The sequence below is a fragment of the Bdellovibrio sp. HCB209 genome (assembly GCF_047306065.1).
GTDB lineage: Bacteria > Bdellovibrionota > Bdellovibrionia > Bdellovibrionales > Bdellovibrionaceae > Bdellovibrio.
The window spans coordinates 2476489-2497062 of the sequence record NZ_CP178618.1 but is presented as its reverse complement, the minus strand read 5'-3'; the positions used below and the strand labels follow the sequence as shown (position 1 = coordinate 2497062).

Annotated in this window: 19 protein-coding genes; 11 read left to right on the top strand and 8 right to left on the bottom strand. The window is 45.6% G+C overall.

Going from position 1 to position 20574, the window contains the following annotated elements:
* Nucleotides 1–36 precede the first annotated feature (36 nt).
* Nucleotides 37–1023, top strand: coding sequence for a hypothetical protein (locus ACLVWP_RS12175; RefSeq protein WP_413557561.1), 987 nt, complete (start codon nt 37–39; stop codon nt 1021–1023).
* 86 nt (nt 1024–1109) lie between these two features.
* On the opposite strand, the gene ACLVWP_RS12170 is transcribed toward ACLVWP_RS12175, so the two are convergent.
* On the bottom strand, nt 1110–1769 hold the full coding sequence (locus tag ACLVWP_RS12170; protein ID WP_413557559.1) for a hypothetical protein: 660 nt from the start codon (nt 1767–1769) through the stop codon (nt 1110–1112).
* Between the two features lie 154 nt (nt 1770–1923).
* Between ACLVWP_RS12170 and ACLVWP_RS12165 the strand changes: the two genes are divergently transcribed.
* Nucleotides 1924–2571 (top strand): HD-GYP domain-containing protein, encoded by a 648-nt coding sequence (locus ACLVWP_RS12165; protein WP_413557557.1) that lies wholly within the window; start codon nt 1924–1926, stop codon nt 2569–2571.
* Between the two features lie 101 nt (nt 2572–2672).
* Here the strand turns inward: ACLVWP_RS12165 and ACLVWP_RS12160 are convergent, their stop codons facing one another.
* Entirely contained in the window at nt 2673–3473 is an 801-nt protein-coding gene (locus tag ACLVWP_RS12160; protein WP_413557556.1) for a DUF1338 domain-containing protein, read from the bottom strand.
* A 90-nt stretch (nt 3474–3563) separates the two neighbouring features.
* Between ACLVWP_RS12160 and ACLVWP_RS12155 the strand changes: the two genes are divergently transcribed.
* The 4 genes from ACLVWP_RS12155 to ACLVWP_RS12140 all read left to right on the top strand — a co-directional run bounded on the left by ACLVWP_RS12155 (nt 3564) and on the right by ACLVWP_RS12140 (nt 9959).
* Nucleotides 3564–4580, top strand: coding sequence for a M14 family zinc carboxypeptidase (locus ACLVWP_RS12155; RefSeq protein ID WP_413557554.1), 1017 nt, complete (start codon nt 3564–3566; stop codon nt 4578–4580).
* Complete coding sequence (locus tag ACLVWP_RS12150) at nt 4567–5307, top strand: alpha/beta fold hydrolase (RefSeq protein ID WP_413557552.1); 741 nt, start codon at nt 4567–4569, stop codon at nt 5305–5307. Before ACLVWP_RS12155 ends, ACLVWP_RS12150 begins: the two co-directional genes overlap by 14 nt.
* A 145-nt stretch (nt 5308–5452) precedes the next feature.
* Nucleotides 5453–6895 (top strand): transposase, encoded by a 1443-nt coding sequence (locus ACLVWP_RS12145; protein WP_413557550.1) that lies wholly within the window; start codon nt 5453–5455, stop codon nt 6893–6895.
* Entirely contained in the window at nt 6885–9959 is a 3075-nt protein-coding gene (locus ACLVWP_RS12140) for a hypothetical protein (RefSeq protein WP_413557549.1), read from the top strand. Before ACLVWP_RS12145 ends, ACLVWP_RS12140 begins: the two co-directional genes overlap by 11 nt.
* Here ACLVWP_RS12140 and ACLVWP_RS12135 read toward each other — a convergent pair.
* The 4 genes from ACLVWP_RS12135 to rpmG form a co-directional block, all read right to left on the bottom strand.
* Nucleotides 9910–10155, bottom strand: a complete 246-nt coding sequence (locus ACLVWP_RS12135) for a hypothetical protein (protein ID WP_413557547.1) — start codon at nt 10153–10155, stop codon at nt 9910–9912. The two genes, ACLVWP_RS12140 and ACLVWP_RS12135, sit on opposite strands and share 50 nt — an antisense overlap.
* 187 nt (nt 10156–10342) lie before the next feature.
* Nucleotides 10343–11008 carry a hypothetical protein gene (locus ACLVWP_RS12130; protein ID WP_413557545.1) on the bottom strand — a complete coding sequence of 222 codons (666 nt, stop codon included), beginning with the start codon at nt 11006–11008 and terminating at the stop codon, nt 10343–10345.
* A complete protein-coding gene (dcd, locus tag ACLVWP_RS12125; protein ID WP_413557543.1) occupies nt 10990–11526 on the bottom strand; it encodes a dCTP deaminase in 537 nt (178 codons plus the stop codon). The genes ACLVWP_RS12130 and dcd overlap by 19 nt, the downstream gene beginning before the upstream one ends.
* A complete protein-coding gene (gene rpmG / locus ACLVWP_RS12120; protein WP_088614934.1) occupies nt 11526–11705 on the bottom strand; it encodes a 50S ribosomal protein L33 in 180 nt (59 codons plus the stop codon). Before rpmG ends, dcd begins: the two co-directional genes overlap by 1 nt.
* Before the next feature lie 134 nt (nt 11706–11839).
* On the opposite strand from rpmG, the gene ACLVWP_RS12115 reads away from it, so the two are divergent.
* From ACLVWP_RS12115 to ACLVWP_RS12100, 4 genes are all read left to right on the top strand, one after another.
* Nucleotides 11840–12718, top strand: a complete 879-nt coding sequence (locus ACLVWP_RS12115; protein ID WP_413557541.1) for a ChaN family lipoprotein — start codon at nt 11840–11842, stop codon at nt 12716–12718.
* Between the two features lie 70 nt (nt 12719–12788).
* Nucleotides 12789–13196 carry a response regulator gene (locus ACLVWP_RS12110; RefSeq protein WP_413557539.1) on the top strand — a complete coding sequence of 136 codons (408 nt, stop codon included), beginning with the start codon at nt 12789–12791 and terminating at the stop codon, nt 13194–13196.
* 12 nt (nt 13197–13208) lie between these two features.
* Nucleotides 13209–14099, top strand: a complete 891-nt coding sequence (locus ACLVWP_RS12105; RefSeq protein ID WP_413557537.1) for a hypothetical protein — start codon at nt 13209–13211, stop codon at nt 14097–14099.
* A 181-nt stretch (nt 14100–14280) separates the two neighbouring features.
* Complete coding sequence (locus ACLVWP_RS12100) at nt 14281–14787, top strand: hypothetical protein (RefSeq protein WP_413557535.1); 507 nt, start codon at nt 14281–14283, stop codon at nt 14785–14787.
* A 4-nt stretch (nt 14788–14791) separates the two neighbouring features.
* Here the strand turns inward: ACLVWP_RS12100 and ACLVWP_RS12095 are convergent, their stop codons facing one another.
* Together ACLVWP_RS12095 and ACLVWP_RS12090 are read right to left on the bottom strand one after the other, a co-directional pair.
* Nucleotides 14792–16738, bottom strand: coding sequence for an ATP-binding protein (locus ACLVWP_RS12095; RefSeq protein ID WP_413557534.1), 1947 nt, complete (start codon nt 16736–16738; stop codon nt 14792–14794).
* Nucleotides 16735–18585 carry a FecR domain-containing protein gene (locus ACLVWP_RS12090; RefSeq protein WP_413557533.1) on the bottom strand — a complete coding sequence of 617 codons (1851 nt, stop codon included), beginning with the start codon at nt 18583–18585 and terminating at the stop codon, nt 16735–16737. Before ACLVWP_RS12090 ends, ACLVWP_RS12095 begins: the two co-directional genes overlap by 4 nt.
* Before the next feature lie 170 nt (nt 18586–18755).
* Between ACLVWP_RS12090 and ACLVWP_RS12085 the strand changes: the two genes are divergently transcribed.
* A complete protein-coding gene (locus ACLVWP_RS12085; protein ID WP_413557531.1) occupies nt 18756–20528 on the top strand; it encodes a SpoIIE family protein phosphatase in 1773 nt (590 codons plus the stop codon).
* Nucleotides 20529–20574 lie beyond the last annotated feature (46 nt).

Here is a 20574-nt window from a genome sequence, read left to right as displayed (position 1 = left end):
TGAATTGCTCTCAAGGAACCCGGTGGAGCGTGTGTTATGAAAAAATGGATTCCCGTTGTACTTCTAAGCATTTGCAGTCTGCAAAAACCAGCATCGGCAGCCCCCGGAAAAAAGATCACAGACACGGTGGTTAAGAACTTGTCGTGCGAAAATCTAACGGTCGATAGCATTTATAAATCGATTACTCCCGCAGCTTTTCACACCTATTATCACATCCCCGCTACCAACTGGAAATTCACATCCGGAGGCCTTGAACTGGGAGCTTGCTGGGGGCTTTCCAGTGCACAAAGAAGAATGTTTTATCTAGCGCGCTTTGAAGAAAAAGAAGACCTTTCGAAAGCGGATCTTCTGCGTAAGACATTGGATATGTTTCGTGGCGCCGAATTGACTGAACAGCAGTCGGGCCGTGGGGGAGCGCGCATGGTCAGTACTCCTTTAAATCAGCTCGAAGTGATCAGATATTCAGATCAGTCTTTGTTGCATTCCTGGGCCCGTGAAGATGTAAAACCTGACGGTCTTTTTCCGTTATTGAATCGTGGTTACAAAGAGAATTTAAAGGGCCAAACTGTCTGGAAGACCCTCAAATTAGATCTTCAGCGTTCGCAACAACAGCATTTCTTCCGTGGTGGAAATGTGGCGATGATTACAGGAGAATCCCAGGCGCGTAATCAGGTTGATAATTTGTTGACGATGACGAAGCTTGAAAAAAACTTGAAAGGCAATCGTCTGACATTGTTGAATTTGCGTTGGGGATTGACAAGCCAACACGTCGTTGTCGCTAAGGAAGTTTATGACCAAGGGGCGTATTTTATTATCTTCGTCTATGATTCTAATGCGCCACTGATAACGAACATTGTCCACTTCGATAAAAAGAAAAAGACCTTCTATGCGCCGGGGATTGGTGTGAATGTAGTTCCTGATACCCCAGATCGTGAAATTGGTGTATTCATAGTGGATGAAGAGGAACGAGCGCCGATTGAAGCAGCAATGCTTCGTTATTATCGGGCTGAATGTAACAAGTAATCTTAAAGATCAAGAGAGGAGAGCATGTCACTAAAAATAGTTTTTGCCTGTGCTCTCTTCTTGATTGTTTTAGCTATTGTGACTTCTTAGAAGTAAGCGAAAATACCTACGGATGATGCCAGTCCGGTCTCCGTGTTGTAACCACCAGTCACCGTTTGACGTTCATACAGGTAACCAAATTCCGCTCTAAAACATGCCGATGTTCCAGTAGGGAACCATTTCACCACTAAGCCACCAAAGACATCCACGATATCAAACTTAGTGCCTGTGCCACGATCTTCATTTCCGAAAGCGCCATAGCCGGTAAGACCGAATAGAAACGCTTCACCCGTGATATTCGGAGTGAAGTTGTAGTCCCCATAGCCGCCCAATTTCCACGTGGTCGCAGTGACGTCGTTGACATGGGTCATGTTGAATTGCACCAAGGGACCCACTTCAAATGTTGCCAAGTTCCAGCCAAAGCGTCCTGTGAAGGCCGCAGCGGTTTCAGCTTTTGAATTAGCAGCATCGGACTTTGTATTGGAAAAACTAAGGTTAACACCCACCACATAGTTACGATTGGCAGGGCCGTCTTCCTCGCCAAATTGATCTTGTGAAATCAAATCATACACAGCACCGGGTGCAAGGGGCGAGGTGCTTTCAACGATGGCCGTGTTACCCTTCACTTTGCGAACTTTGATTTTCTGCGCATAAGCGGAAGCCGAGCAGAGGGTCATCATGGTGATAAGAAATATTGTTCGTCTCATGTTGGTCCTTTGTGATTGGCGTAATTTATTTTCAAAGCTGATCCCAAACCCTGTCAATGGGAACTTGTCTCACTCTGAGAAAGCCCTCTGATCTTGAGTAAAGTTTGTCCAGACCTAGACCGAAAAGTTGTTTAGGGGAATGAAAGGGGTACGCATGTCTTCGAAGTGGGGAAATATTCCGTCTTGGGCTTATGATTCGGCCAAGGCACTCATGCAGACTTTGAAAATTGTTGATCCCGAGACTTATCACCACTGCTGTCGCGTCGGTGAAATGTCACGCAAGCTGGCCCGCGATGCCGGCCTCAACGAATACGAACAAAAACTAGCTGAATTTGCAGGACTCTTTCATGACATCGGTAAGATGGGTGTCAGTCAGAGCATTATCGCCAAACCTGGCAAGCTTGATCCCGAAGAACAAGCCATCATGCGTTCCCATCCAGTGATGAGCGAAATGATCGTGGAGCCTCTAGCAACTCACAAATTCTTTGAATACATTTTGCCCGCGATCCGTGGTCATCATGAACGAGTCGATGGTACGGGTTATCCCGATAAAGTCGCCGGCGACAAAATTGATATTTTAGCTCGTGTGATTTTGGTGGTCGATACCTACGATGCGATGTCGCAGACACGCGCTTATCGTAAGGGACTTCCTGACGAAGTGGTCTATGAGGAGTTGGTTCGTTGCTCCGGCACGCAATTCGATTCCCAGCTCGTAAAAGTATTCCTGCAAGCTCACCCACATTGGGCCGATCAGGAAAAAGACCAAGAGACCGAACATCTGTTAATCAAAAAAATCGCTTAAGGTACGGCCTTACTTGAAAAGGTACGTGTTTACCTGATCAAACAAAAAAACCTCCGAGATTATCGGAGGTTTTTTTGTTTTTTGCAGCCAAGCAGTTCGGCTTATTTAACTTTGTTCGTGCTTTCAAAGATCTTGTCAGCAGATTTAGCGACAAAGCCCGTATAGAATTTGCCGTTATCCATTTTATAACGTTTCGCAAACTCATAATAGCAACCTGGCAAGTTGTGAGTGCCATCATTGAACTTCACTGGGATTTCAGAAGCCATCGTTGAAGACTGTTCAAGGTAATCCGCTGGAGTTCCTTTCACCAAGCCGCCTGATTTATTCAAAACAATGCCTTTGCTTTGCAAGAACTCATTCAGGTGATTGATGTCTGTGAATTTTTTAAGCGCATTGATATTCACTGTGAAGTGATTCGGGCGGAAACCGTAAGCGGCAACCCAAGATGCGTACTCAGATTCTTTCGCAAGTTCTGAGTAAAGGGCATAAGACATATCCCAAGGACGACCGCACATAGAGAAGTCTTCGCTATCGATCACACTTTGTGGGATGGAGTCAGCGAGCTTATTCAGAGTTTCACGAATGAACGGAGAAACCTTTTCTAGCTCTAGCTCAGAAATAAAGATTTTCGGCATTTTTTCGTTCGGATGTTCGTAGTGACGAGCAAACAACTTCTTTTCTGTGAAGATGTACGGTTCACCTGATTGAACGTAACCATATTTTTTAAATTGTTTCGCCAAAGACTCAATACCTAGACGTGGATGATTAAAGGTACGAAGTGCAATGTGGTCATTAAGAACTGTTTCGCCCTCAGCCACAAACAAGTCATGAATGTGTTTGGCTGCTGGATTCAGTTTGCAATAATCTGCCCACATATTTTCTAATAAAGTTTCAAGGGTCATGTTGTCTCCCATTTAGAAATCAAGGATACTTCTCTTGGGAAAATGGGGCAACCGGGGCGCGTGGCTTTAAGCGTTAATGTCGGAGTGACAATGAGTACAATTCCTGAGATCCAACAAATTGAATCCCGCATCGAAACCCTGGGCAGTTTGATGCGTTCCGAGGTCTTGGATTACAGCCAGGATGGAGATTTAAAACTCCCGATTTACAAACTTTCATTCGGTACCACCGCACCCGATGCGCCGGTTTTGGGAATCGTTGGGGGAGTCCACGGGCTCGAAAGAATCGGAGCCCAAGTCACAGTGGCGTTATTGAATTCCTTTTCGGAGTTAGCTCGCTGGGATCGTCAAATGCAAAGAACTTTGCAAGACGTTCGCGTGTTCTTTATTCCCACCGTAAATCCCATCGGAATTTTGCGCAAAACGCGAAGCAATCCTCGCGGTATAGATCTGATGAGAAACGCGCCCGTTGATGCTGATAAGCCAGCACGCTGGTTAGGTGGGCATCGTTATTCGCCCAAGCTTCCTTGGTATCGTGGCAAAGAAAATGAACCGATGGAAGTCGAGTCCCAAGCAATGATTCGCGGAGTTCAGCAAGAAATTGCAGAAAGCTCTTTGGCGATCACTTTGGATTGTCATTCTGGATTTGGTTTGCAAGATCGCTTGTGGTTTCCCTATGCGAAAACTCAAAAACCATTTCCTGAATTGGGATTGATGCATTCATTTAAATCTTTGCTTGATCAGACCTATCCTCATCACTTTTACCGAGTGGAACCTCAGGCGGGAACTTACACGACCCATGGGGACCTGTGGGATTATTTGTATTTGCAACACGAGGGACTTAAGCGCGGTAAGCAGTATTTGCCATTGTGCTTAGAGATGGGTTCTTGGATGTGGGTCAAGAAGCATCCGTCGCAACTTTTCAGAGCGGATGGAGCCTTCAATCCGTTGATTGGTCATCGTCATCAAAGAACTTTACGTCGTCACAACACGCTTTTGGAATTGATGATCCGTGCGATCGCGAATCCGCATGCATGGGCGGCACTATCTCAAGAACAAGTTCAACAGCACGAATCGCAGGCGCAGGAGTTGTGGTATGGCCAAATCTAGAAAATGGATCTTGCTGCGTGGGCTTGCTCGTGGAAAAGGCCACTGGGGCTCTTTTGCAGAAGAAATGCAAAAGTTCTTTCCCGAGGATCGCATCGAAATGATTGACCTCCCTGGAAATGGCGAGCGCAATCATGTGCAAAGTCCCTTGTCGATTTCTGACTACGTGAAAGATGTTCGAGCCCAGTCTCAATTCGTCAAAGAAGGGGAGCCCTTTCATTTGCTCGCGATTTCATTGGGCGCCATGGTTGCCGTTCAATGGCTGAAGGAATTTCCGTCTGAAGTTGAAAAGGCGCATTTGATTTGCACGAGCTCTTCAAGCACGTCGCCTTTTTATCATCGCTACCAACCGGGGAACTATCTGCCGACGTTACGCCTGTTTTTTTCAGGGAGCGATCCTGCGGCCTATGAGTCCACGATTTTGGAAATGACCACGAACAATCCCGAACGACGCCAAGTGGAGTTCGCTCGGTTGGTTGAGTACACTCGTCAGTATCCAGAGCAACGCGGAAATGTTTTGCGACAGTTGCTTGCGGCCTCTCGTTTTCAAATTCCCAAAACTCTTCCAAAGGAAGTGAATTTGCTGGGCAGTTATGGTGATCGATTGGTCTCACCGAACTGCACTTTGCAACTTGGGAAGTTGTGGGGAATACAGCCGAAAATGCATAACTCGGCTGGTCATGATGTCCCTATAGACGACCCTAAATGGATCCTGGAGCACCTGCTCTAGTTTAGGTTCCTAAATTCGCAGAAAGATTTTCAGATGGAATCTCAAGTCGCATATATTTGACTTGAGACACTCGGGAAACACGGTGTCGTTGACTCCCATAGGCGGATATTATCTTCTACCACCTGGACTTAAATCCAGAGGTAACGTGAGGGGAAAATCATATCTGCTGGCGCTGTTAATCAGTGCATTTGCAGCTCCCAAATCATTAGCAGCTGACTCAAGCTTGAAGCTTCCTAAAGCTCAAGGTGTCAGCACGTTGAAGAATCCTGAAATCAAATCAGATGATTCTTCACCTGCGCACGTTTATGGCCAAATCCGTTTGGAAGGAATGCAATACTTCACTCCAGTTCCAGATGCTCCACGCTTAACTTACAGTCAGCTTTTGTCAGCGCGCCTTTCCGTATTGAAAGAAGCGAGCTGGATCGATGCTGCGATGGATGTCTCTGGCGGAACTTTCTTTTCTCGCGGGCAAACACATCTGATTTTGCATGAAGCGTATGTTGCTTCTAAAGGTGACTCGTTCAAAGTATTCGCCGGTCGTAAAAAGAAAGACTGGAGTGATATCGATCACCGTTGGAACTTGGGATTGTGGCAACCGTATTTGACCATCGATGCTCTTCGTCCTGAAGAAGAGGGGCTAACGGGCGTCTTCTTTGATTACAACAAAAAAGACTGGCAAGTCATGTTGATGGTAACTCCGATGTTCATTCCGAGCATGGGGCCAGATGTGCGCGAAGAGGGTGGAAGCCTGGTTGCTGACAGCCGTTGGTACCGCGCGCCTTCTCGTGACTACGATTTCAATTCCCGTGTGAATACGATTTCCTACAAGCTGGATATTCCAGAGCAAGCGAAGCTCGTGAATAACGGCGGTGCCGCTGTGATGACTCGTTTGGGTGATAAATCCAAAGGCACATGGATGACGGTGAGTGCGGGTTATTTGCCAGTGAATGATTTGATTTTAAAACGTCAGGCGTTCAAACAAACTTCAGCGGACAAAGTCGATGTGACGGTCTCTCCGGCTGTGACTTACCATCAGATCCAATCCATGGATGTGGGTTATTCCTTTAAGTCCGTAAAAACCACGATTTCTTATTTGCAGGATAAACCAGAGCCGCGCTATCCCGATGAGGAGTGGGTTATACAAAACCTAATGCCTATCCAAGCGTACTCTGCGGCTGTGGACTTTGCTTTGGCTGATATCATGACTAAAACCATCGCTGTGCAAATCGCTTATTTGAAAGTGGCGGGTGGAGCGATTGAAGATATCACTTCCACAGGCAGCCGTGATGATACGACTCTTTATGAGTCTCGTTTAAAGTTCACCAACAGTTTGATGCTTCGTTTGGAAGGTCAGTTGGCGACGATCTTTAAGCGTCCTTTGGTCACTCGAGTTAAGTATCTTTATGACTATGATCAACGGGGCTCTTTGTTAAATACAGAGTTCCAGTATTACCCCAATCAGAAATGGGCCGTGGTGTTGGGTGGTGACGTTCTGGGTGTTCAGGATGAAGACTACAAGCCTTCAAGCTTCCTGAACCAATTCCGCGCCAACGACCGTTTCTATGGAGGCATGACGTATGTTTTCTAAGAAATCTATTATCGCTGTCGTAATGGCAGTGGTGTCTGCGTTTACTGCAGGTTGTGATTCTAAAATCGGTGAAGCTCCTCCAGAGGCGAAAGCCCATGAATTTGGCGGGGCTTCTTGCCTTTCTGATACAGCTTCCGTGTTGCGTGAGTTTATCGAAGGTAATGCTAAAGACCGTGATATCGAAGCTCTTTGGGGATGTCTGGGGAGTGCGGTTCAAAGTTTCCAACGTTATGTGCGTGGGAATGATAAATCTCGTTACACGTCTCAAGAGCTAGCGACATTCCTTGAGTTGAATTTCTTGGATCAAACCAAGGGTTCTAAAATCAGTCCTGAATTGCAATTGCAGTTTATGAAACTGAAACAGCTGTTCTTGGGTGGTAATGTTGATTACATCACTCAGACAGAGCTTAAAAAAATGCAGGATGTGTTCGGTCTTTTACGAGGCATCACTTTGCGTTTGAATCCCTATATGAAAATCATGGTTTTGAAATGGTCTGTGTCTGACACAAACCAAGTTCAAAAAGACATGGCTTTCTTTGAGGACGCCAATAAAGAGCTGCAAAACTCTGCCAAAGCTTTGGCGGATCATATCGAAAAAAACGGTCAGGCTTATAATCTGTCAGATATCGTGACTTTCTTGCAGGAGCTTTCTAACACTCTTGATGACGATTGGTCGGGTGTCGAACTGGTTCGTACCTACATGCCAGTGGTTAAAAAAGTGAAAAAGGCCCTAGCGGGTGGTAACGAAAACGCGATTGCTCCGAATGAATGGCGTCGTTTCAGTCTTTTGGGGGCTCGCGGGTACGTTCAATACCTGCGCTATTACTATTTCATCGAACAAGTTCCAGAAACAGATACAGGCTACCGCCTGACGTATATGGCGCGTACTTTGGAAGACGTTTTGTCGGTCTTTCAAGATCTGGTTGCTGAAAAACCTGAAGGCGTCGTGACTCGTGAAGAAGTGAACGATCTGTTGATGACGTTCTCTAAAGTATGGCCTGACTTTAAGATCTCGCAAAAATTGATTTTAGAATCCATGAAGGTCAAACAATTGATCTTTGGTGGTAGCGTTGACTCCTTTACTACGGGCGATTTCAAAACCGCGCGTATGAAAGTGAATCGCCTTAAAGCGATTGTAGAACGTGTTTTACCATTCTATCCGATTTTCAGTCACGACTGGGACCCACAAATGTACTCTTACCAAGAGTCGCAAAAGTTCTTCCAAGATGCGCAAAGCGTGCTTGAACAGTCGGGTATTGAGCTGGGTGGCTTGGTGGAAGGTCCTTACGATCTTCGCGATTTGATTACGATCTTACGTGAGTACGAAAAGCTTTATCCTCATAAGGAAAAAGACCCTAAAAATGGCAAAGGCGAAAAGTATGTTCCACTGAGTGAACAGCTTCAAAAGCAAATGCCTTTGATCGTAGACGTTAAAAACATGGTTTTTGGTGGCAATGACTCTTCGTTGTCTAAAAAAATCTGGAGTCCGTTGTTGGGCCTTGGCGCACGCGTTTACTCAAGCGTTCTGTACTATCACTATTTCATCAACGAAAAGCCGACAGAGAGCTCAGAGACTTTGTGGTCAATGTCCACGTTCTCGAATCAAAGTTTGAACTTGGTTCGCGATGTTTTGGTTAAAAAGCCAGCTCATCAATTAAGTATTAATGAAATCATGCAAATCACCAATCGATTGAATCAGGCAGGCTACCTGTCTGAGAAAATCAACATGGCTTCATTGAAGACGATCCTGGGTCTAGCAGTGAACAATGTTCTGGTTGATCCAGAAGATCGCATTGGTGGCTATGTTCCGAATGCAATCACAATGCACTCTGTGGAGTTGTTGCGTGAAGAGCTTCAGATCTGGATTGATTCAGAGATCTTCTTTGCTCAGTTGACTCGTAAGTTTGATAAAAACCAAGGTCTTCGTCCGCGTGACTTTGCCGATGCTATTGAAAAAGCTCGTACGAATATCAATTCGTCTGCGGCATTGCGCACGGGAATGAAAGAGCTTGGATGGTCTGTAGCGACACCAGCTCCGCTAACGGTGGATGCGGAAGGTCGTTTGTATATCTCTCGTCAGTTGCAGCAGGTCTATAACCAGCAATCGATGAGCCAGTTGAATCTGAACCGCATGTTTGCGCGTTTGATGATGCGCTCTTTTGCGGGGAATGTAAGTCGTATAAAGGCTTATGCCGGTGTTACTGTTGAGGAAGTAAATTCTGTCTTTAAAACAGTGAAGCCATTCTTTGTGGACATGGGATTGTTAGAGCCTGAAAACGACACATTTGGTGATGCTCGTTTCCGTGATGCCAATATCTTTATGCCTCACTCTGACGGTAATAAATATGCATCCTTCACAGAGCTTACGGACTTGGTCGGTATGCTGTGGTCAGGTGTTAAGATCAATACGATGCTGACAGACGCTTTGCCGGCAGAATGCTTGTTTGAACAAACGGTTAAGGACAAATACACGCGTAAAGACAAGATTGAAAAAATGGTGAAAGTGGATTGCGCTGCTAATGCGTACCGTTTCTCGTTGATGGATAAGATGTCAGCGACTCCGGTGTTCCGCAATCACTTGAAGAACTTGGATCGCGAACAGACTCTAGAGTTCATCAACAATATCTATAAGTCGTCGGGTTATATTCCTAATAAGACACGCACGACGAAATTGACGGACTTGGGGCAAGTGCCTCATGCGATCCAATACATTGAAATTATCTTTACTCGTTATGATGAAAACAGTGACGGTATTTTGACTAGGAACGAAGCGATCAAAGCTTATGATCTGTTTGCCGAGTTGTTGAAACAGTACGCTGGCGATCAGGTGGCTCCGAAGGATTTGGACTCTGTGTTTATGTTCTTGCTTCGTTACGGTAAAGCTCCGACTACGATCAAAGAGAAGGCTACTTGGTTCCTTCGTTGGAAGGGCAAGCCGGATAACTGGAATGTTTATGCGGATCGTAGTCAGTTGGCTCGTATTCTTGGGTATATTGCCGATATGAGTAATAAGGCTACTGCGGATTCCATTCCTGAAATTCCTGAACAGGATCTTGTTCAATAATCATTGCTCCGTCAGCGCGACTGCTTAAAACCGCAGTCCGCTGGCTACCCACAGCTTCGTCGACACGCCATCCGGGCTCACCGTCGCCGCCTTTGGCGGTTCGCGCATCGTGCGCCGACGGAGGTCGACTGCGTGTGGGCATCCATCTGCCTGCGGTTTTAAGCAGTCGCGCTGCCGCCGTTGTTTGGCTTTTCAATCTGTTGTTGGGAAATGAGATCGGGGAAGGTTTTTTCGTGTGTCCGATTTTTGAGTCGGATTGCGGAATGATGCTTGCGGTTACCGCTGCGGAGGTGATTGGTCGGTCGTTTATGATGCACTCAGTAACCGAAGCGGTTGTGGATTTGGACTTTTTGTCTGCGGTTGTGTGCTGCTGGCTTCTGTTTTTAGTTTAGGATTTTGGCTGTGCCTACTGAGGCGCCGGTTACTGTAGCTTGGTTTACTATTATGCCGGTGTAGATGCCTGGGGCTTGTTGGGAAGCGGGGTATGATCCTGATAGATCGGCGCTGCTGTTTGTGTCGATGTCGGCTGTGGCTGCTGTGTAAGGGGCGTATCTCCAGATGACTACTCTGGTTTTGTTGCTGCTGCCGGTGTTGTTGTGGATGTCGATTATAAAGTTCAGTGCAAGTGGGGCGTACATGTTGGTGATGGAGCTGGCTACTGTGACCCAGTTTCCGTTCACGCCTACTTGGGCTCCTACGTTGATGCCGTTTCTTGTGAACTTGATTGCGATGCCGGAACTCTCGGTCACATTTAAGTCATTCGAGTTAAATACAATTGTCGACGACGCTGTGATGCTGCCATCTAGTTGTGCTTTGTAAACGAACGAATTGTTGGTCAGGATTCCTGACAGGGGAGTGATGAAGCGGACTTTGCCGATTCCAGAAATCTCATTCGAGGTTGCTGTCGTTAACGTTCCGCCGATTTGCGTGTAGGTATCAAGACCCGTTACTTCAGACGAAGAACCGCCGCATGCAGATAGGGAGAGGATTGCTCCGCCCAGCATGAAGATCGCAATTGTATGGGAAAGTCTTAGAATGAATTTTTCCACATCATTGATTCCACTGGTAATGGAAGTTTGTCGTTGTACTTAGCAGAAGGCTTCACGTTGTAAGGCGTGAGGATTTCACCTTTTACTTCAAAGTAGATCAACTGCCCAACGGGCATTCCAGTGTAAACTCTGACGGGCTGTTTTACGGAGATTTCTAGAGTCCAGTAGTTGCAGAAACCCACGTCGCCTTTACCGGCAGTTGCGTGGATGTCGATGCCCAAGCGGCCGACACTGGATTTACCTTCGAGGAATGGAACGTGTTTTAGAGTCTCAGTGTATTCCTGAGTTACGCCCAAATACAAAGTACCCGGCATGAGAACGAAGCCCTCATCCGGAATCTCAAAGGTACGAATCTTGTTATGCTTCTTAGCGTCCAGCACTTCGTTTTCATACACTGCAAGAGTTTTACCCAAGTGAACATCGTATGAGTTCGTACCTAGGCATTCTCTGCGGAAGGGCTCAACTTTAATTGCGCCAGCTTCCATGAAATCGAGAATCTGCTGATCCGTAAGAATCATTACTTAGTTTCTCTGTGAACCGTGTGTTTTTTCAAATTTGGATTGTATTTCTTCTTTTCCAAACGACCTGGAGTTTTAGTTTTGTTCTTAGTCGTAGTGTAGCGAGAAACTGGTTTACCTTCAGCGCGAGCTTCAGTGCACTCAAGAGTGATGATGATTCTTCCAGATTTTTTAGCCATTTTAGTACCTCTTAAACTTATGTGTATTGCCTCGCGTGTTATGCGAAAATTGACAATACCTTTTCAAAGGGGCTCAAGGTATCAAAGGAAAACGGAAACTTCAACAGACAATTTCACGTGTTACGAGGGAAATCATGAAGTCTTTAAACCTTTTTTTGGTAGCCGTCCTGCTTTCAGCCTGCGCACATGCTCAATCTGATGGCATTCTCAGAGGAAACGACCTGCAAGCAACCACCTTATCTGAGTCCTTATCTAAAGTCACTCCGGGCTCGATTGTGGTAATCGGGGAGAACCATGGTTTTGCAGAGCATCAGCGTCAACAGGTCGAAATCATGCGCCAGTTGCGGTCTTTAGGGCACAGAGTTGCCGTCGGAATGGAATTTTTTACATATACAGACCAATCTCACGTGGATGCTTACCGTGCGGGGGGCTTGGCAGAGGCTGACTTCTTAAAGGCGATCCAATGGGGTAAGCCCTCTTTTGATTTCTACCGTGAGCAAGCTGTTTTCCCAAACCTCTCTGATGGCGCAAAAACCGTGGCCCTTAATGCACCAAGATCACTGACTGGCAAAGTGGCCAAAGGTGGCTTGGCAGCGCTGTCCTCTGAAGACAAAGCTTTGCTACCACCGCGGTTTTCGTTGGGACGCGACTCTTATAAAAAACGTTTCTTAGATATGATGCCTCACTTGCCAACTCCGGAAGCGGGCGAGAAGTACTTCGCCGCACAATCCATCTGGGATGATACGATGGCTTGGCGTGCGACGGACTATATTCATGCTCATCCTGAGCAAACGTTAGTGATCGTGGTTGGAGAGTTTCACTCTGCCTATGGCGGAGGACTTCCGGATCGCATTCACGTGCGTTCCCCTAAGACTGCTGTGATTACATTTTCTCAGGTCAATACTTTCAAACAAACGGACTCAGAGGTCCAAGAGACCATCGCTCCACACCCTGAGTATGGAGTCCGCTCGGATTACCTGTGGCTTGCACCCGCAGAAAGTCCAGCCCCTTAGGAGTGAGCCCAAAAAGGGTTGTTAATTGCCGTAGTCGTTCTAAAATGAGGGGAATCGCTTAAGGAGTCCTATGTTTCCCCTCGAAACTCGCATCTTAGTTATTGATGACATGCCTTCCATCAGAGATCTGGTGAAAAACACGCTCAAAGCTATGGGATTTAAAAACATCCAAGAAGCGGGCGATGGCGAAGAGGGCTTGAAAGTTCTTATGCAGGCAAATAAGCCGGGCTCTGCGATTCAGTTGGTTATTTCTGACTGGAATATGCCAAAAATGAAGGGCCTTGATTTGTTGAAGCACGTTCGTGCGACATCAGAGTGGCAGAATCTTCCTTTCGTTCTATTAACTTCAGAATCAGAGCGCGATCAGGTGACAGAGGCCGTTTTGGCGGGTGTCTCTCAATATATCGTGAAGCCATTCTCTGCGAAAATCTTTGAAGATAAATTGAAAGCAGCTTGGACTAAACACAACCCTAAATAAGAAGCGAGCGGTATGGACCAATCCCAAACGTTTTCGCCAAGAACTGGCCTAAAAAGAACTCTTTCTGACAGAACTCTTTTAAAGGTATTTTACTACCTTCTTTTCCCTGTCGCGTTTCTTTTCATTCTTCCCTTTGTGCCGATGATTATGATGGCCTTTGAAGAGGGATCTCCGATCAGTGCATTAAGCTTTGTTGCTTTGGCCTTGCCGATGCCTGCGATCTTATTGTTCCAAGCCTTTTTGTTTTTCAAACCCTTGTCATTCACCCAAGTAAAAATTTTCCCTGAGCGTTTGGAGATGACTGGGAAAGGTGGCGAGTCGATTGAGGTTTCTTTCGCAGATATCAAAGAAGTGAAGATCTCCCATATGCCTTATCAAGGTGGTTCATTCACTCTGCTGATGAAGGATGGACAGAAGTATAAATTCACTGTGATTCTGGAACGTAGTGAATACGTCCTTGAGGCAATTTCCTCTTTCAATCCAGAATTGTTGCCACCGAATTCTTTTGAAGAGTATCGTCGCACGGCAATTTGTGCAGACCACAATTACACTCGTATTAACGACGCTTTGAAAAACTGGAAAATCCTTTTCGTAAAGTATGTTCTGGTTCCAGTGATCGTGTCGGTGATGATCTTGTTGTTAGCACCATTTATTGGTCGCTTGTCAGTGACTCAAGATTTAGACAATGTCTTTCGTATGATGACGGTTGTGAATGTTGTTTTGGGAGTTTGCTGCTTCTTAATCGCAGCGCTATTTATCACTGACAGAACGAATCGTGCTTTGATCAAAGAACCAAACAACGCTCGCCGTAATATGGTTATGGAAGGTCAAGTGAACCGCGTTGCTGGAATCGTTCACTGGATTGCTTTTGCGGCTTACGCGATCTATTTCACAATGAGTTAAGGCTTACTGCAAACATCTTGTAAACAATCGAAATTCTGATTTGATTTTGAAGGGCGCTAAGCGCCCTTTGTCGATTTTTTAATCGAGCATTTTTTTTAGATAACTCGAATTTATTGGGATTGTCGATTGCTCTCGGTTATCTTCTGTCGGAACAAAAAACCGCTTAAGATAAGGAAATAATATGAAAAAATTAGTACTTGTAGCGACATGTTTTGCCTCAGTTATGGCTTCAATCAACGCTTCGGCTATTGAAAAATGTTATAAAGCGATCAATCCAAGTTCTATCATGATCACTCGTGATGCAGGCCACACTTACAATGATGCTGGTCAAGCTGTTAGCGATATTTCCGAAATCGTTGAAGTGGCAGTTGCTGCCCAAGTAAAGTTGGAAACAGAATCTAAGCAAATTCAGGATGAAGGTTACACATATACACAAAATCCGACGATCAATATTAAAGCTCAATCAAAGAGTTTGAAGTTTGATACAACTGCGAACAATTTCGATAAAAAATTGAAAGAATTTGGTGTTGATTGCGATGGCGGTATTGTGACTGTGACTAAAACCAGAACAGGACTGATCTTGAATTCGGACCGTTTGAACGGATACGTGGCAGCGGGGACTGAAGGTTGTTCTGAAGGTTCTATCGTCTTTAGAAATTTGAAAGTAGTTGAAAGAAAATGCAAATAGCAGCTTAGGCTGCGTTGAGTTTTTTTGCAGGCAGTAGATCTGTAATGTAAGGCACTTCCACGATAAGGGTAGTGCCTTTTCCATATTCGGAGAGCACGTTCACAGTGCCACCTAGGTGTTCTGCCGCGTGTTTGATTGCATCCATACCCACGCCACGTCCTGAAGTTTCAGTGACTTGATCACGAGTCGAGAACTGGCTATCAAAGATATGCTGAATGATTTGCTCGTCAGTTTCTTTCGAAACATCCAAGCCTTTAGCAGCAAGTTTTTCGCGAATCACCTTAGCGTTAACACCGGCGCCGTCGTCGTCGATACGAATTTGCAACCAATCGACATCAGGCTTTCTTAAAACTTCAAACTGAACAGTGATAGTGCCAGCCCAAGCTTTGCCTTGTTCTTCGCGAACGGAAGGCATTTCGATTCCGTGATCCACGGAGTTTCTAAATGAATGCACGAAAGTCGCAAAAAGATTAGAATAGATCTCAGGCAAAACACGCAGATCCGCATTTTTATAAACCACAGGGTTTAATTGCTTCTCTTGTTTTTCTGCCACTCGTTGAGCAACGTCATTGTAGGTGGTAAAGAAGGAACCAATCGGCTCCATCATGAATTCGCTCATAAGCAAGCGGGCCGCAGCAGTGCCTTGAGGCAATGCTTGCAGGTTTTCAACCGTTGCTTGTAATTTGCTAACGGGGATTTCCAACTGACGCTCTTGCGACAACGCTTTGCTGCCCAGAATCTCTTCAGTCTTTTTAAGGAAACCTTGGAACGCAGACTCAACAGTTATGCATTCTTCTTGAAGCTTTTGGTATTGCTCAGCACTGCGGGATTCTTTGAATTCAGCCAGCAGAGTCTCCGCCTTGTGGCAGTACTCTGTCATGTCTTGGATTGAAAACAGGGCAGCGCCACCTTTTAAAGTGTGCAACTGGCGGAAAAGGGATTCATCATCCGCAGATTCCCATGTGGCTTTCAAGTCTTTTTTGAGCTCAGCCAAAAGAGACTCGGATTCACGCACAAAGCGGCCGATCTCTTTTTTGTTTTGAACCATATTGATGATCAGGCCCGCATAAGCACGGTCGCGCTCGGCTTGCAATTGAGCTTCAACCAACGAAGTCACATCAGATGCAACAACAACGATGCCATCCATTTTGCCTTCAGAGGTACGAAGAGGGAAGTAAGCTAGAGAAATGTGTTTGCCCTCGGAGTGCGCGTATTTCTCGGGACCCAATGGAGATAAGTCTTCGAATGGAAGCATTTCCATAAAGATCGTTTTCATCCATTTTTGAAAGCCATCGACTTTGTTTTCTGGAACTTTTAAAACATCCCAGATGTTCATACCTTGAGGACGGCATTCCACCGTGTCTTCACAGGCTTTCGATGAAACTTCCAGCACGCGGCCTTGATCGTTAAAGATAAAGAACCCTTGGCCCAAACTGTCGAGGAGGGCAGTCATCATTTGATTTAAACGTGACAGCTCTGCCGTGCGATCGGCAACCATTTGTTCCAAGTTTTTGCTGTAATTTTCTAACTGAACTTTGGCGTCTTCAAGGGCTTTGATGACGTCTTCTTTTTGCTCGAGTTCGGCACGGTACTTCTTCTGAAGGCGTTCTTCTAAAGTCACGTCACGAACAAAGACAATCCAATTCTTATCACCCATAGAATCAAAAACGGGTTGCAGAGTGATTTGGATTTTACCTTCACCACCTTGGGAGGTTTGGAACGTCACTTCTTTGTAAGGAGTAGGGTCGCAGACATGAATCAACTTGTCTAAACCTTCAATGGGTTCACTGAAAGTAAAGAGCTCCAAGAACTTCATGCCTTTAGTGATTTTTCTAACAGAAAGACCGCAGACAATAGCCGCTGTTTCATTGCAATAGATGACCTTTTGTTCTTGGTTCAGAACAAATACAGGCTCTAGCAAGGTGTCGAACAGCGAGTACTGAATCTTCATTTTACGAATGTCTCGTTCTTCTGATGGTAAACTGTGAATTCGCGTTTATCTGTCCAAGCAGAAGGAGTGTCGTCCTTCGCTTCGGCACGTACGCGCCAGTAGATCTTACCAAGTGGGATCTTGCTTTTAATCAGATAGCGATTGCCATTCGAAGTTGCTGTGTACAGGATGCGCGAGAAGTCGTCTTTATCAGATACTTCCACTGTATAGCCTGTGGCACCAGTCACTTTTCTCCACTCAAGCCAGATGAATGGCTCTTGTTGAGTTTGCAAGAAAATGGACATGTTATTAAACGGCTCCATCAATTGTGGAGTCGTTAATAGCGCTCTCATCTCTTCGACCTGAATGCTGCCAGTGTCACTTGGAAGGCTTAAAGCTCCCTTAGGACTGACGGCATAAACGCGGTAGTAGTGCTGACCTTTTTCCATTTGCGACCACAATGCCGCCGTGTCTTTCACGTCGAACTGTTGTGGGTTTTGGAAGTTTAAGTCCTTAGATACTTGCACGCGATAGCCACGAGTTTGATTTACTGGTTTCCATTCAAGTTTCGGTGCCATTTCGCTGGCTGGACGGCGTTCGTCAGGGCGAGGCAGGCGGAACTTGATATCTTTAGCGACCAACTCTGGACGATCTGGAAGAGGTTCTCTTTTAGCTGTGACTTGCACAGTAAATGGAACGGCTGGTGACCAAGCCGAAGCTTTTTTGTCAGCTGTGGAACCATTCACACGAACCCAGTAAGTACCCGATGGCAGGCGAGGAGTAAGAACGTTTTGCAGAGCGGAGTTGCCTTCGCGCACAACGTTGTCAAACTTTTCATCCTGAGAGATCTGCCAGTGATAAGATTTCAACAGAGCATCACCAGTCCAACGAACCTCTGTAGAGATCGCTAGCTGTGATGGATCTTTGGCTTCAACTTCCATCTGGAAGCGAGCGTTGCTTTGCGGAGATGTGATCACCGGAGAGTTCAGGTGAGTCAGTGTCATCATACGAGTTTCTGACTGGCCGACTTCGCCGTTGCGATCGTAAGCTTTTACACGCCAGAAGTAAGGACCTGGTTCCAAAGGCTCAACCACAGAAGTTCCACCCTCAGCCGTTGTTTTTAGAACAGCCACGTGACCGAAGTCAGCAGTTGGGGAGACTTCCATTTCAAAGCGCGCGATATTACCGCGACCACGCCAAGTGAAACTCATTGGGTCGTCAGGATTTTCACGCACGAACAAAGAGTTGTTCGCAGTTTGTAGTTCCACTGTTGGTTTTTCCAAAGTTTTTACGCCTTGAGGAGAAACTGCCACTGGTTTTTCTTTATCCAAAGTTTTGCGAACTTTTTTGTCTTGATAATTAAGGTTACCCGCTAACAGACGAAGGTCGACGTTTCCGGAGTGGGCTTTTTTGAATTCCACTTTACCAGAACCATCCAAGTTAAACTCTTCGCCACCGGATTTGATTTTAAGTTGCGAACCCGGAGTGATATCACCCACCAAGTTACCGTAACGAAGGTCGAGCATCATCTGACCGTTTTTCATGTTCAACGTGATCAGAGAGTTCGGGGAGATACGAATCACAGTGCCATCTTGTAGGCGAATTTGTGCTTCTGAACGGTCCCCAGTGTAAATAGAATCGTTATCGAAGATTTGATCTTCACGAGCAGCAGGCAACCAGCTGAATGTATCCAGGTTTTTTCTGCGGACGTCATTCTGTGACGTAGCAACAGAGCCGATAAGCTCCATCTTGCTATTGCCAGTGCGAGGAAATAGTAGAGAGTCATCGTACAAGAAGTACGAAAACAACAGCAATACCAAGACCGCTACAGTAAATATAGTTTTCTCTGTTTTACCTAAACGTTGCATAAATCTCCCAGTGAACTCATCGGCTTATGCTGGGTTTTAATTTACAGACCTTAGGCTAACTTATATGAGAATTTCTTCTCGGAAGTCCTGTTACGAGGCATACTAACTCTGTGAAAAAACGTGGATTATCAATAAGATATAAGGTTCTTTTACTATTAACATCCATTCCCTTGATTACGTTGACTGCATACTTGGTGCTGGCAATGCGAATCTTTGAAGATGATAAGATTGCCTATGTCTTTGACTCTTCAAGTAGCATGTCGGGCACGATGGCGGCTCAAATTAAGACACAGCTCAATGCGGTGTTGGGAACAGCAAAGCCTATCTATCAAGATTATCTTTCTGGCTACAAATTCACTCCAGTGGCGAAATCTATTTTCGATAATGAATACAACATCGAAGATGTGATCGTATTTACGCCTGGAGAAAATGGCCAATATCAAAAAGTCGCAGCTTTGGAGAAAGTTCCAGAGGGTGCAGATAATTTGATTAAGTCGATTCAAACACGATTGCCAATGTATTTTACTGAGGTTGATGCGAATCAACGCGTGGTGAAAGTGCCATTCAATGACGACCGTGTTTTGATCATGGATAAAGTCATGAACAAAGAGAAAACTAAAACGACAGTTTTCGCTTTGTTGGTTCGTATGAGTGAATCAGCGGAAATGTTTAACGCTGCAACTTCACAAAAAATCTATCTGATCTCTAAAGACGGAACGGTCTTGTTCGGTCCGCAGGATATGGTAGGACAGCAGATTCAAGCTATTATCACTCCGAATTTCTTGACGGATACAGCAAGCAAAATTGCTCAAGGTGCTGAGACAGTCAAAGCAGCGAATGGTGTTGATTACTTGGTGTCTTTCTCTAAAGCAGGCTTTGGTGATTTGACGGTTGTGACGACGATTGAAAAAGCCAAAGCTCTCAGCGCCGTACAAATCTTGATCAGAAAGTCTTTGATCTTTTTCGGTATCTTGATTTCCTTGACGGTGATTATCAGCTTGTTCGCATCGACAGGTATTACGCATGCATTAACTCAGTTGTTTGCTGCGACGAAAAAAGTTTCTGAAGGTGATTTCAATGTTCGCGTCGATGTGGCGTCGAATGATGAAGTGGGAAGTCTTGCAGATAATTTCAACTTGATGGCGGCAGAGGTTTCTCGTCTGCTTGAACAAACAGCTGAAAAAGCGCGTATGGAGTCTGAGCTTCAAACTGCGAAAACTGTGCAAGAAACACTTTTCCCAGAGGCGCGTGCTAAAATCGGCCCGTTGTCGATTGCAGGTTTTTACGAACCGGCATCTGAGTGCGGTGGCGACTGGTGGCATTACTGTCAAGTGGGTGAAAAGATCTTCTTGTGGATCGGGGATGCGACAGGGCACGGGGCTCCAGCAGCCTTGATTACGAGTGCAGCAAAATCAGCTTCGACGATTATTGAACGCTTGGATATCTCTCCAGCAAAAGCGATGGAACTTTTAAATCGTTCTATCTATGATGTTTCCAAAGGTCGCATCATGATGACGTTCTTCTTGGCGTCTTTCGATTTGCAGACGGGCCGCTTGGTATATTGTAATGCCTCTCATGAAGCGCCATTTTTGATCCGTAAATCCGAAGATCCTTTGAAGAAAAAAGATTTAGTAGCCCTTAATGAAGTGAATAATCCCAGATTGGGACAAGCTCGTGATTCTCTTTATGAGCAAACAAGCATTCAAGTAGGGCCAGGAGACGCTGTTTTCTTTTATACTGATGGTATCCCTGACATCCAAAACCCAGGTAAGGATGCATGGGGAGAGCGTGAATTTATTAAGGCATTGATCGCTGCTAATAAGGATTTTCCTTCGGTGGCGGATTCCGTCGAACGTTTCGCACTCAGCTTCCAAACGCACCGTCAGGGAGCGCCTTTGGTCGATGACGTGACCTTTTTTGTGGTTAAAAACGACGGCGTTTAGTAAAATTAGAAATGTTTTTTAGGCACTCTATGTGCGATTTTTGGGA